The 13,772-nt window shown below is 57.8% G+C and carries 11 protein-coding genes; 5 read left to right on the top strand and 6 right to left on the bottom strand.

Annotated features, from left to right (window positions below):
- Positions 1 to 283: 283 nt before the first annotated feature.
- The 5 genes from VLM75_12150 (at position 284) to VLM75_12130 (ending at position 6,414) form a co-directional block, all read left to right on the top strand.
- Positions 284 to 973: an adenylate kinase gene (locus VLM75_12150; GenBank protein HSV97668.1), complete on the top strand. Its 690-nt coding sequence runs from the start codon at positions 284 to 286 to the stop codon at positions 971 to 973.
- Between the two features lie 224 nt (positions 974 to 1,197).
- The gene (locus VLM75_12145; GenBank protein HSV97667.1) at positions 1,198 to 1,590 is read left to right on the top strand and encodes a hypothetical protein; all 393 of its coding nucleotides are present in this window, start codon (positions 1,198 to 1,200) and stop codon (positions 1,588 to 1,590) included.
- A 20-nt stretch (positions 1,591 to 1,610) separates the two neighbouring features.
- Positions 1,611 to 3,224: a PAS domain S-box protein gene (locus VLM75_12140; protein ID HSV97666.1), complete on the top strand. Its 1,614-nt coding sequence runs from the start codon at positions 1,611 to 1,613 to the stop codon at positions 3,222 to 3,224.
- A gap of 19 nt (positions 3,225 to 3,243) precedes the next feature.
- Positions 3,244 to 4,740 carry an AAA family ATPase gene (locus VLM75_12135; protein ID HSV97665.1) on the top strand — a complete coding sequence of 499 codons (1,497 nt, stop codon included), beginning with the start codon at positions 3,244 to 3,246 and terminating at the stop codon, positions 4,738 to 4,740.
- A 21-nt stretch (positions 4,741 to 4,761) separates the two neighbouring features.
- Positions 4,762 to 6,414 (top strand): hypothetical protein, encoded by a 1,653-nt coding sequence (locus tag VLM75_12130; protein HSV97664.1) that lies wholly within the window; start codon positions 4,762 to 4,764, stop codon positions 6,412 to 6,414.
- A 54-nt stretch (positions 6,415 to 6,468) separates the two neighbouring features.
- Here the strand turns inward: VLM75_12130 and VLM75_12125 are convergent, their stop codons facing one another.
- From VLM75_12125 to VLM75_12100, 6 genes are all read right to left on the bottom strand, one after another.
- Positions 6,469 to 7,437 (bottom strand): NAD(P)-dependent oxidoreductase, encoded by a 969-nt coding sequence (locus VLM75_12125; GenBank protein HSV97663.1) that lies wholly within the window; start codon positions 7,435 to 7,437, stop codon positions 6,469 to 6,471.
- 60 nt (positions 7,438 to 7,497) lie between these two features.
- A complete protein-coding gene (locus VLM75_12120) occupies positions 7,498 to 8,448 on the bottom strand; it encodes a S24/S26 family peptidase (protein HSV97662.1) in 951 nt (316 codons plus the stop codon).
- A gap of 16 nt (positions 8,449 to 8,464) precedes the next feature.
- The gene (locus tag VLM75_12115; GenBank protein ID HSV97661.1) at positions 8,465 to 9,124 is read right to left on the bottom strand and encodes an MBL fold metallo-hydrolase; all 660 of its coding nucleotides are present in this window, start codon (positions 9,122 to 9,124) and stop codon (positions 8,465 to 8,467) included.
- Positions 9,121 to 10,467, bottom strand: coding sequence for a threonine synthase (gene thrC, locus VLM75_12110; protein HSV97660.1), 1,347 nt, complete (start codon positions 10,465 to 10,467; stop codon positions 9,121 to 9,123). Before thrC ends, VLM75_12115 begins: the two co-directional genes overlap by 4 nt.
- Positions 10,460 to 11,761, bottom strand: coding sequence for a homoserine dehydrogenase (locus VLM75_12105; GenBank protein HSV97659.1), 1,302 nt, complete (start codon positions 11,759 to 11,761; stop codon positions 10,460 to 10,462). Before VLM75_12105 ends, thrC begins: the two co-directional genes overlap by 8 nt.
- Positions 11,762 to 11,851: 90 nt before the next feature.
- Positions 11,852 to 13,762, bottom strand: coding sequence for a nucleoside-diphosphate sugar epimerase/dehydratase (locus tag VLM75_12100; GenBank protein ID HSV97658.1), 1,911 nt, complete (start codon positions 13,760 to 13,762; stop codon positions 11,852 to 11,854).
- Between the last annotated feature and the right edge of the window lie 10 nt (positions 13,763 to 13,772).

Below are 13,772 nucleotides of genomic sequence, written 5' to 3'. Positions count from 1 at the left end.
CCGCTTAAGGTATTACATATCGATTAATTTATTCATCGGCAATTGCTATTTTAATTTATATAATGAATGGCCGATTCAATGCGAACGCTCTGAAAATAATGTAAAACTGCTTTACAAATGCACGCGCTCGACTATGTGTGGACAGGCTATGATTCCACGCATACCTCACGGTCGTCGGCCACGCGGGCGCCGGGAGACGCGCTGCAGGCAAGGGCCGCCGTATGCGTGGCGAAAATAACTTTCTCAGGGCCGACGATTTAACAACTGTAAGGAGAGGTGGTCTATGAATATTCTTATCTTCGGGCCCAACGGCAGCGGAAAGGGCACACAGGGCGCCCTGGTACAGAAAAAATACAACATTCCGCACATCGAATCGGGCGTTATCTTCAGGGCGAATATAAAGAAAGGGACCCAGCTCGGACTGCAGGCCAAGGAGTTCATCGATCGGGGCAACCTCGTACCGGATGGCATCACCATCCCGATGATCCTTAACCGCCTGAAGGAAGACGACTGCAGGGTGGGCTGGCTTCTGGACGGTTTTCCCCGGAACTTCGACCAGGCCAGGGCGCTCAACCACTCCATGAACGAGTTTAACATCAAGCTCGACTACGTAATCGAAATAGTCCTCGATCGTGAGATCGCCAAGAAGCGGATAATGGGCCGGCGGATATGCGAAAACGACGGCAACCATCCCAACAATATATTCATCGATGCCATCAAGCCCGCCGAGAAGGACGGTGGCTTCGTCTGCAGGGTGTGCGGTGGGGCCCTCTCGGCGCGCTCAGACGACCAGGACGAGGAAGCGATCAACGCGAGGCACGGCGTCTACTACGACACCAAGAGCGGGACCCTTGCCGCGGTCGAATTTTTCAAACAACTCGCGCGCGATAGCAACGGCGTTCCAGCCATCATCGAGCTGGACGGCCGGCCCGGCGTCAAGGAAGTGAGCGAGGAACTGGCGGCCAAGCTTTAAAAGGCCCGCCCGGTCATCACGGCGGCCGCGGGGCGCGGGAATAGAAACCGCTCGCGCCTTTGCGGTGTCCGTGCTGTCGCGTTTTATTGTCCACAATCACTTACTCGTCAGCATCGTGTCGGCAGACCGGCCGTAAAATATTTGTTGACCGAATTCCTCGCTATCCGGTAGGTTAATGTCCGGTATGGAAGCGAAATACGCCACGGCTGGTTGCGGAAATCGACATGAAGAATCTTAAGATTGCCTTCCTCCTCATTTCCATCTTCGCGATTGTAAATTTCATCATAAGCGGCGCCTGCTATCTTTTTAACGGGATCACCGAGTCCAAGGGTTACCTGGTCGGAACCGCGCTGAGCTTTCTTCTTTCCGCACTGTGGGTCCTCGGAGCACGCAAGGGAATGAAATCAAATACCATGGTTCTTCTCGCCATCACCCTCGGGGGCTTCCCCCTGCGACTTGCGCTCCTGGGCGTTTTCGCATTCGCCGGCCTGTACATCATCAGGATGAGCACCATGCACTTCGCGATCGCCTTTCTTGTGGGCACGATTCTCAGCCTCATCGTCGAAATCTGGTTCTTCAACACGATGACGATGCCGGGCAAAAAGAAACTTCAATGATTTGAGAAACATGTCACCCTATGGACACCAAAACACTACAGACGTTGTCTAAGGAAGAGCTCATACGGATCGTCGAGAGCCTCCAGTTGAAAGACGCGCTGCAATCGAAGGGCGTCTGCTTCCCCAAGGTCAATTATCAGCACCTGATTGAGGGCGCCTCCGACGCCATATTCGCGCTCGACGACCAGGGCAACTTCATATTCCTGAACGCGGCATGGGAGAACTTTTTTCCGGTCAACAAGAAGGATGCCATGGGAATGCACTTTTCCGCGGCGGTCCCCGCCATCGAGATCGAATGGGCCACCGCGGTGTTCAAGTCGGTCATCGGCGGAAATGAAATCCTCAACGAAAAATTCAAAACATTCAACAAAGACGGCTCGGAGATTTACTTTCTCGCCAACCTTTCGCCCATCCGATCGGAAGATGGAAAGATAGCGGGACTCCTCGGCATCCTCAGAGACATCACCGACATGCATCTGATGGAGCGAAAACTGAAGATCAACTCAAAGCGACTTGAAGAGAAAATAAAGGAACAGATAGAACAGGCCGAGGAACTGCGACGGCTCACTGCGCTCAACGAAGACATCATCAACAACGCACCGATCGGCATTATCACCATGGATCCCACGGGCATAATACTGAGCGAAAACCCCACCGTAAAACAGATCATGGGGCTCGATCCGGGGCAGTCGATAGTGGGATTGAACTTCACCGAGCTCGAGGGCATCGCCCAGACGGGATTTCAGCGCGTGCTCGACGAGGTCTTTATCCAGAGGAAACCGCAGGCCATCAAAAATGCACTGTACAGGCGTTCCCCCGCGCCGGAAGACGAGCACGCGCTTAACATAAAGATCAATCCAATCCTCGACAGCGACCGGCGGGTGAAGACCGTCATGCTGATGGTGGAAGACGTCACCGAGCAGTCGCGCATCGGCAAACGCATGCAGCGGGCCGAACAGCTCTCGGCCATGGGGCTCCTCGCGGCGGGCGTGGCGTATGAACTCAAGGTGCCCATCAACCTGCTCGCCATCGACCTCAACTTCATCGAGAACAACACCTCCGAAAACAGCCCGATGCGGGACTATGTAAAGTCCATGAAGGAAGAGCTTACCAGAATAAAGCAGATCGGCGAACAGCTGCTCAACCTCTCCAAGCCGGAGGAAACGGACAAGGAGGTCTTCGAGGCCCACAAGCTCATCACAAGCCACCCCATCCAGATCATGCTCAACCGCCTCCAGAAAAACGGGTACTCGGTCATCACGGAATACCCGGACGCCGGGGTAAAAGTCCGGGGCATCCGGAACCAGCTGGTGCAGGTGCTCCTTCACCTCATCGCAAACGCCGAGGAGGCGATGCCCGAAAAGGGGGAACTCCGGATTACTGTCGACTCTATGGTGAACAATGGCGCGCTGTACGCCGCCATCACCGTAAGCGACACGGGACTGGGCATTCCCCGAGAACACCTTAAAAAGGTCTTCCAGCCGTTCTTCACCACCAAGGGAGAGAAGTCGACCGGCCTGGGCCTCATGGTCTCCTACTCCATCGTCGAAAACCATGGTGGAACTATCGCCATCAAGAGCAAACCCGGCGAAGGGGCGGCGATTATGATCGTCCTGCCGGGCATCGTGGAATAAGAGAGTAAAAGGGTTTATCATGACCAACCGAATCAGGGAACAGGCCATGCAGAAAACGAGCCTCGCCAGCGTCGAATCGAGGCTCGAGAAGGACGGATTTTATATCTTCACCGCGGAAGAGTCGCTCACGGCCGGAGAAGAGACGCACGGCAGGACCGCGGAGGAGAGGTCATCTTCCAAGTATGTCATCTCGGAACAGGCCGAGAAGAAACCCGGATCCGAGACCGGCATCGCACCCTTCACCGTGTCCGCCCAGAAGGAAAATTTCGACATCCCCACAACGATCGACTACCTGCGCTGGCACATGGACCGGATCGCAAAAAACGTCATCGACCGCGAGGAGATTATACAGCAGTCAATGTTCGCGATTCTCACACGCGAGCACATGCTATTGTTGAGCCGCACGGGCATGGCGAAGTCGTACCTGGCGAACTACATCTTCAACACCTTCGATCAGGTGCGAGTTTTCATGACGCAGGCGAGCAAGGAGCAGACCCCGGACAACTATTTTGGCCCCTACAACATCGAAGAGTTCAAGAAGGGTAGAATCCGACACAACATTCACGGATCGATCATCGAGGCCAACCTCGTGTTCCTCGACGAGTTCTTCGACGCGAGCGACGTGGTGCTCCGCTCACTCCTTACGGTGCTGAACGAGCGCAAGTTTATTAACGGCTCGGAGATCATCGACACGGCCATACACACCGCCATCGCCACCGCCAACTACATGCGCATGAACGAGGTCACCGAGGCGGTCCTGGACCGCTTCAGCTACAAATCGATCATCCCCGAGGACAACAACTCGTACTCGCAGCTCCTCATCGACCACACGTACGCGTTCAGCAGGGGCAAGGCCATCGAGCCCGACCGCAAGATTCCCTTTAACCAGGTGGTCTTCCTGTCCGACATCATACGGAACAAAAACAAAGACATCAGGGTCGAGATCCCCGACTTCATCTATTTCATGAAGAACGTGATCACCAACAAGTTCCTGAGCGATATGCGAAAGAGCGAGTACAATTTCTTCATAAGCCCGCGGAAGCAGGCCAAGCTGGCCGACTTCCTGAGGGCGACGGCGATTCTCGACGGACGCTACGAGGTCAACATGGACGACGTCAAGAACATGTACCTCGCACTGTGCACACTTAACAGCTTCGTCTCGGTGAAGGCCAAAGACAAGTCCGAGAAGGACGTCTACCTCGATGCCTATCAGCAGACACTGGTGCATTTCAACGCGACCGGCACAACGCAGCAGATCGAGTTTTTGTTGAACATCCGCAAGATATTCCAGGATATCCGCGAGAACCCCGAGAAGCGCGACCGTCTTAAAGAGGCCCGGGGCCTTATCGAGGGGCTGAAGGGCCTTCTTAAAAAGATATTCCCCTCCCGTTTCAGGGCCGAGGACGAAATAACCATTGAAACGCTGAAGAGCAATGTTTCCGAAATCAATCCGGCGGTCGAAGAGGTGCGCGAGCTCAAGGAAGGGATACTCAGGGACTTTAAAGACCTCTTGTGATGGCCTTAAAGGTACGTTAGCATGACGGGCACGATCACATCGATCCGAGGGCCGGAGCGCCCCAGCCTCGACTTTATCGAGTACTGGGATTCCCTCGGCTTTTTCGACAATCTCCAGGTCATACTCCCCGCGAAGTTTTTCATGATCTTTGAGATCGCGCGCGTGGTATTCACCCCCGACTTCATCTCGGAGGCCCTTCTGGCCATAGAGGACATTTCCAAGGAGGAGAAGATCGAGGCCCCCGACCGCGATGAAACGATCCTTGTCAACCGTATGGAAAAGGTATCGCCGCTGTCGGACAACATGGTCATCGACACCTACCGCACGATCTACGACCTCAAGCGCACGCTTCCCAGAGAGCTCGCCCTCGATGACGATATATTCGACATCAAGCTCTTCAAGCGGACGCTCCTTGTGCAGCGCTTTTTCGAGACCAGGGCCGATTCGTTCAAACCCATATCGACGCTACGCGACGAATCGGGCCGGCAGGCCAACCGTTTCGACCAGAAATTCTACCTGCTCCTTGACCGCTCGCGTTCGATGGACTTCAAGATGCGCTCGTTTTTCTCCAAGTGCCTCGTGGCGGAATTCCTTCGAAGGAAACTCAACAGCAACGCGAAGATTTTCTACCGGCCCTTCGACACCAAGACCGGCGACCTCGTAAAGATCGAAAAAAAGGAGGACTTCCCCGTATTGATAGAAAAGGTGCTCCTCACCACCACGGGCGGAACGAGCACCAATCTGCAGGGGGCCGTATACCAGGCCATTGAGGACATCCGCTTCGACAAGGAACTCATCAACGCGGAGATCCTCGTGGTGACCGACGGCATCAGCAAAATCGACAAATACGGGATGAAGAACAAACTCGCCGACATCAAGCTCAACGTCCTCAAAATAGGCGACGACCTGGCCGAGCCCAACTTCTTCGAGATGAAAAAGACGCTCGAGTTTTCGAAGATCGATTTTGACCCCTCTTCGGTCAACATAAAGGAAATCAAGAAAAAGATGGCGAAAGCCGGGGGCGAGGCGGACGACAGCGTGCTCCTGCCGAAGGAACGCCGGGCCTACCGCTATTTGCTCGATTTCTCGGAGCGGATGTTCAACGACTTGCGGGAAGTTTCGCAGCGATTCGTCGAGATCAAGGACCTCGAGCCCTACGAGCTCTTCAAGCTCACCGACGAGATGCTCGATTCGATCGAGACCGCCGTCGATGAACTCCACCGCATCGATCTCAAGGCGCGCACCCAGGAGGAGCGGGAGCGCCTCTATAAGCAGGCTTATTTTCTGGGACAGTACCTCGAGCTGCTGATGGAATACGGGGGCAACAACAAGAACCCGGTATTAAGGAATGCCGACGCCAGGGTCCGGGAAATAAAGCAGAGGATGCTCGAAGACCCGGGGCTTCTCAAGATGATACAGGCCATGAAGGGTTATGACGAAGACAAGGAGACGATGAAGCTCGCACGAAAGGAGGTCAAAAAGAGGCTCAAGGAGATGCAGCTACAGAGCCGGTCCCTGACCACCAAAGAGATGCGGAAGGCCCGGATGCTCCTGGCCATGGACATGGGAGAGGGGAGCGTCGGGCAGTTCCTGAAGCTCATCCTCGTAAAGCTATGGATGCTTATAACGGCGCTGACCCGAAAGGTATTCAGACGAAACGCGGAGGAAACCTGAGAACCGCCCGCGCGGCCGCGGCGGCGCGTCAAACACCCGGAACGAACGGCGCACCTACAGCTTTTCCCTCCGATACCAGTCGATCGTCTCGATAAAAATTTCGATGTTGTCTTTCGAGGGCATCCAGCCGAGGTCCCTCTTCGCCTTTGAGCAGTCGAGAACAAAGTTGGAAAGAATAAAGAGCAGGTGCTCCTTCCTCAGATAATTGATGTTGAGCGGCTTCAAAATAAATGACAGGAGTTTCGCGAAGAACGGGGTAAGGTGTTTGACCTCGCATTCGAGGCCGGCCTTTTCCTTTACCTTCATTACCTCTTCTCGCTGTGTTGGCACGTTGTCCGATCCGAGATTGTAAATGCCGCCGCGCGCGACCGGCGCCTTCGCCCCCGCGATAAGCGCATCGACCACGTCGTCGGTATAGACGAGCTGGTAACGGGAGTCGCCCTCGCCCGCTATGTAGAGGCGATTTGAATCCTCCATGCCCAGCGCCATGTAAAGGATAATCAGGATCATCGGATCATCCAGCCCCGGGCCGGTCATAGGCGCGGCGCGGAAAATGGTGATATCCATCCCGTCCTTATCAACAAATTTCCTGCACAGGTTCTCGGCTTTCATCTTGTCTTTGCCGTAACGGGTGTTGGGACGCGGGGTGTCGTCTTCTTTAACGGGAAGTTCCTCGGGAGATCCGTACACTTTCGACGATGAGAGGTAGACGATCTTGCTCACTCCGACCTCATGGGCGGCCCGAAGCAGGTTCTCGGTGCCCTTGATGTTCACCCGCTTCATGAACCTGCGGCCGTAGTGGGAGGGGTACTCGATGTCGAGAAGATGATATATCGTATCGACGCCTTCGCATGCCTCAAGCACGAGCTCGTAGTCGAGGATGCTTCCACCGATAAATTCCGTGGTCTTGGGGGTCTCCTTGAGTTTCCAGAAGTCGAATCCCCGTACGGGTGCACCGCTTTGCATGAGGCGGCCGGCGAGCGCTCTTCCAGGAAGGCTGTTACACCCAGTAATCAAGACCATTGCGTTCCTCCGTGAAGATCCTTGGTAACCGCCGTGCTTAGAATTGACGGCTTTAATTATTTAGTCAACAATATTTACTGTGTTTATCTCCGAGGCGCTTCGTTGAATTTTCAGAAAAGGCAGTACCAGCACCCTCCGCCATGAGCCCCCCCAAAGAACACCCTCAACCCGGCCTGCAAGGGCTGCGGTGGTTATACTGCGGAGCCATTCCCTCCCCAGGCGATTGTCGTCCGCCACGAAAACCCGGCCCTCGCCGGCGGCGGCGGAGGCGCCCTTGTATTTGGCGAGCCGGCCGGAACCCGAGACGGCCCTCACCGGGTACTTCCTGCCGTCGTTCATCTCGTAAAAAAGCTGTTCCGAATTATCGAGCCCCATCTTTCGGACCTCGATATCGCCGTAGATACCCATGAGCAAAAAGTCTCCGTTGACGGCGATCATCGAGCCGCTGTGTGCCACGCGGTCTTTCTCCCGGGCCATGACCCGCGCGGTCAGCATACCGCGGTCGCCGCGATACACGACCACGCTTCCCGGCGGAGGCAGATCGCGCACGAAACGGCCGACGAGGAGGATGTCGCCCTTCCGTATTAGCGGCTCCATGGCGTCATCGCCCTGAATATGGGGACGATACATCGCGCCCGTCATCGCCGCCGCGGCGGCGATCAGCGCCGTGGTGATGAGCGCAAAGAGCGCGTACACCGGCAGCGAGTTGGTCCTCCCTGGTATAATCGAGCGGCGGCGAGCCAGAAAAAACGCGTCGACGGGCGCGGCGGCCCATACCGCGATACTCGCGACGATCATCGCCGCCGCGACGAACAGGCCATGGTTTCCCCGGTCTGCAAACGTAATAAATGGAATAAAAACAATCGGAAGAAAACGAAGCAGAAAAAGCACCACCGCGCGCAGTGGCTCGCCGCAATACCACTGCCCCAGCCCGGTGAAGAAAAGCGAAATGAACACGGCAAGGACGGGGCTGCGCTCCTTCTCTTTGACCGTACCGATTATGCGTTCCATCCCCGGCGCCGTTCTTTCATAGAAAGGATTCAATAAAGCGCCTGACCTTTTCCCTGCCGGTGAAAACCCCGAAATGACCCTCGCAGAGCATGTCGGCCTCAAGCGAGAGAAGAAATTCGAGCGACCGGATATAATCGGCCCGGCTTGATCGAAGGGACTCGTTGAGCGGACCATGCACGTCCTGGCCGAATAGAACGAGCATGCCGCCGGAACGCATGGTGAGCACCGACGAACCCGGAGAGTGTCCCGGGGTGTGGTACATGGCCAGTTCGATACCGCCGATATCGAACCGGGCCTCGGTCCCTTCCACCTTCAGGTCGACCTTCGTGGGTTCCATTCGCGCGCGGTACCACGACGCCGCCGTCACCTCGGGATCGGCCATCTCGATGAATTCCGCGTCGAGCTCGTGCGCCGCCGTGCGCGAGCCGGTCGCGCCTCGAAGGAGATACGCGCCCCCCGTATGATCGTAATGGCAGTGGGTGAGAAAGATATGGGTGATACCGTCGGGCCGTACGCCGGCTTCGGCGATGTTTTCAAGCACACGGGAGTGGCCGCCCCCGGTCCCGGCGTCGATGAGCGCCGAGGCGCCCCGGCCCTTGACAAGATAAATGGCCGCGTCGGATGGGTCCGAAACTGACGGACCGCCGACCAGGTGGACGTCCTCGGTGATCTTCATGCCTTTTTTCTTCTGGCGAGCTCTTTCGCGAGGACCTCGGAAACCCGGCCCGTATCGGGCGGAAGCTCGATCGGTCTGTTGGCGTAGGCGCTTTTAACTCCATCGATGGCCCCCTGGTGGTAGCCCACCTTGAACTCGGAGAACTTGAGGCCGTGCGCGGTCGAGATGACGATGGTCCGTGCGTCGCGCGGGATATCGCCCCGCTCAACGAGCTTGATGAGAACGGCGAGCGCGACCCCGGTGTGCGGACAGGCGTAGAGCCCCGTACGGTCCGCGAGCGCCGCCGCGTCGGCGAGCTCTTCCTCGCTCGCCTGTTCGACAATGCCGTCGTACTCCTTAAGCGCCGCAATGGCCTTGCGCACCGATACCGGATCGCCGATCTGGATGGCCGATGCGAGCGTCTTGCCCGGAACGATCGGCTCGAAGTCGCTGTATCCCTTTAGATATGAACGGTAGAGCGGATTAGCCTTCTCGGCCTGGGCCAGCACGATGCGCGGCCGTCGGTCGATCATGCCCAGATCCAACATCATTGTAAAGCCCTTCGCCAGCGCCGAGACGTTGCCCAGGTTCCCGCCGGGAATCACCACCACGTCGGGGACCTCCCAGTCGAACTGCTGCAGCATCTCGACCGAGATGGACTTCTGCCCCTCGATGCGCAGACTGTTCATCGAGTTCGCCAGGTATATCGTATTGTTCTTCGTTATCTCCTTCACCACGCGCATGCAGCCGTCGAAGTCGGTGTCGAGCGAGAGCACGATCGCGTTGTTCGCCATCGGCTGCACGAGCTGGGCGATGGATATCCTGTTGGACGGTAAAAACACGATCGAGGGTATCCCCGCGTACGCGCAGTACGCGGCGAGCGCCGCCGAGGTGTCCCCCGTCGAGGCGCAGGCGACCGCGTCGAGGCGCACGCCGCGGCGCATCATCTCGTTCACCATGGAAACGAGCACCGTCATGCCGAGGTCCTTGAACGAGCCGGTATGGCTGTTGCCGCACATCTTCACCCACAGGTCCCTCATCCCCAGCATCTCGCCGAAGCGCTTCGCCCAGAAGAGGTTGGTGTTCCCCTCGTACATCGATACGATGTTATCGCTGTCGATCCCGGGGCATACGAACTCCTTCTTGCCCCAGACGCCGCTCCCGTAGGGCCAGCGCGTTGTGCCCACCCGCGAATCGAAAAGCGCCTTCCACTCGGCGGCGCTTCGCGTGCGCAGCGCCTCGATGTCGTGGTGCACCTCGAGGAGTTCGCCGCATTTCCCGCACCTGTAGACCACCTCGTCGAGGGGATATGTCTCGCCGCAGCCCGCGATGCATCGGAATTGCGCCCGGTATTCCCTACTCATGGTCCGCTCCATCGCTTACATAATCCTCCACGCGGATTACCGTCGCGTCGCCATCCACGAAATCGAAGGCGTTGATCTCACTGACCGCCTTGAAAAGGCCCTCCTCGTGCGCCCCGTGCGTCATGATGACCAGCGGCACGTGCGGCATGTTGCTCTCCTTCTGGATGACCGAGGCGATCGATATACCGTAGCCGGCAAGCACACCCGCGATCTTGGCGAGTATGCCGGGGCTGTCTTCGGTATGGACGCGCATGTAGTAGCGCGAGAGACGCTCTCCCGGCAGGAGGTACGAGGCCTCCCCGCGGAAGCGTATGGCCCCGCCGGGCGAACCCGTTCTCTGTGCGATCTGCACGATGTCGCTCATCACCGCCGACGCCGTGGGATGGCCCCCCGCGCCCTTGCCGTTGAGGCTTACGGGACCGGTCATGTCGCCGGTAAACATCACGGCATTGAACTCGTTTTGCACCGAGGCGAGCGGATGGCGCTCGGGCAGCATGGTGGGATGCACGCGGATATCGAGCCGCTCGCCGGCGCGCTTGCCGATACCCAGAAGCTTTATGCGGTAACCCATCTCGCGCGCGTAGAGGATGTCGAATGCGCCGATTTTCGTGATGCCCTCTATGGAGATTGCCTTGTAGTCGATCTTTTGATTGAACGCGATCATCGACAGGATCGCGATCTTGTGCCCGGCGTCGTATCCCTCGATATCAAAGGCCGGGTCGGGCTCGGCGAATCCCTTTGCCTGCGCGTCGGACAGCGCGGCCTCGAATGAAAGCGACTCCTCCTGCATGCGGGTAAGAATGTAGTTGGTGGTGCCGTTAAGTATACCCATGACACTCATCACGCGGTTTCCGACCAGGCCGCTTTTAAGCGCGGCGATGCAGGGGATGCCTCCGCCCACCGAGGCCTCGAAGCCCAGGGCGGCCTTTCCGTCGTTCGCAAGCGCGAATATCTCCTCACCCTGTTCCGCCAGGAGCTTCTTGTTGGCGGTTACCACGTTCTTTCCGGCCGAAAGCGATTCGAGAATAATCGATTTGGCCGGGTCGATCCCGCCGATGAGCTCGACGACGGTGTCGATGCCGGGATCGGCGACGACCTTCTTCCAGTCCGAAACGACGGTCGCGCCGGGGGCCTTCGCCTTGACCCTCGCCGAATCGATATCGCAGATCGTTTTTATCCGTATATCGAGATCGGTGCGCTGTCCAATAACCGCGCCGTTGCGCTCGAGCAGGTGATGAACACCGCTTCCCACGGTACCGAAGCCGATCAGACCGACGTTGACCACGTTCCTCACAAGCATACCCCGCAAGGTTTTTCGTTCAAAACCAACGGTATCTTCCGGCCCGTCTATTTTTTTGTCAATTACTGTTTGCCCTCGGCGCGGTCAGGTGACCAGGCGCGCTCTTCCCCGGGGAACGCCGGGGACATCGAACTCGTATTCGGGAACGATCGCCCTTATCGCCTCGCGTATGGCGAGCGCATCGCGCCCGTGGAGGGAGGGAATGGTATCGGCGATGAAAGCCTCGAGCGCTCTCCTGTCGTACCCTTCCGTGGGCGCGTTCAGCATGAATATCCTGGCGTTGTCCGTGCTCGAAATTCGGGCCGGATCATAGAAGAGCTCCTCGTAAAGCTTCTCGCCCGGACGAAGCCCCGTATACTCAATCCGGATGTCGCGTTCGGGGACGTAGCCGAAAAGCCGTATAAGGCTTTGCGCCACGTCGGCCACGCGGTACTGCTTTCCCATGTCAAGGGCGAAGATCTCGCCGCCGGAGGCATAGGCCGCCGCGTTCAGCACCAGAATGGAGGCTTCGGGTATGGACATGAAATAGCGCCTCACCTCGGGATGGGTAACGGTGACGGGCCCCCCCTTGAGTATCTGCTCCCTGAAGAGCGGGATGACCGAACCGCGGCTCCCGATCACATTGCCGAAACGTACGATCGAGGTACGGAGGCCCTTTTCCAGATAATAATACATCGCCACGAGCTCCGCGATACGCTTGCTCGCGCCCATCACATTGACCGGGCGGACCGCTTTGTCGGTCGACACCATCACGCACTCCTCCGCTTTGAAGCGGTGCGCCGCGTCGAACACGTTCCGGCTCCCGAGTACGTTGTTCTGCAGGGCCTCGGTCTCGTTGAACTCCATAAGCGGAACGTGCTTGTGCGCCGCGGCGTGGATGACGATCTCGGGACGATAGCGCTCGAAAATTCCGTCGAGCATGCGGCGGTCCTTTACGTCGACGATGCGATAAGCGATCTCGGCGCCGTTGTCCAGATAATACAGTTCTTCCTCGAGCGTTTTGGCGAGCGCGTAAATGGAGAACTCCCCCCTGCCGACGGCGACCAGCCGCGCGACCCTGAACTTCAACAACTGTCGGCACAGCTCGGACCCGATGCTCCCGCCGGCTCCGGTCACCAGCACGGTCTTTCCGGCAAACCGCTCCTGCATTGCCGCCGCGTCGACGGCGAACTCTTCGCGACCCAGAAGTTCCGCTATCCCCACCTCGCACAGGTCGGGGCTCAGGGACTTTTCGAATATCTTCGTGAAAACGGGAAGGGTCTTTATCACGATGTCCGGGGTTTCGCGGCGCAGGATGGCAACGGCCCTGTCTATGGCCCCTGTTCCGGCGGACGGCATGGCCACGATCGCTTCCGTGACCTCGTGGCGGCGCATTACGCGACCCATGCCGTCGAGCGTGCAGAGAATCCTCTTGCCGCCGATTATCCGACCGGTCTTCGCATAATCGTCATCAGCGAAGCCGACGATGTCGCGGTCCCATCCGCGCCTCGCGTATTCGGACAAAATCATTCGTCCCGCATCGCCCGCACCAACGATGAGTATCCTGCGCCGGGACTTTGGCGCTCCATCTTCACCGGTACCGGGCCGAACGAACGATTTCCGGCCAAGCCGGTCGCGCACGATGACGCGATACAGAACGGTGAAACCGGCCGCAAGGAGGAACATGAGGACGATCCATACGGGAGCGATCTCCATGCCGAATGCGAACGCCGCCGCCACGGCCGCGGCCATCCCCGCTATATTCGCCGCCAGAAGGCGGTACATGTCGCGCATATCGGAGTAATGCCATATGACACGATAAATCTGAAATAAATAGAACGCGGCCAGGTAAGCGGCGCAGGCTATTGCCGCCCATACCGCAACCCCTGCACGGCCCGCCTGGAAAGCAGAGCCGGGAAGCAGCGCATATGCGCCCGCAAAAGAGCCGGCGACACCGAGGGCATCGAGTATCACGTAAATGAGCCTTTTGCCCCTGATCGCATAGAGAATCGGCATCGTCCCGCAC

This window comes from Spirochaetota bacterium (assembly GCA_035477215.1).
GTDB lineage: Bacteria > Spirochaetota > UBA4802 > UBA4802 > UBA5368 > MVZN01.
The sequence above is the reverse complement of the archived record's forward strand: the minus strand, read 5'-3'. Positions and strand labels throughout refer to the sequence as shown.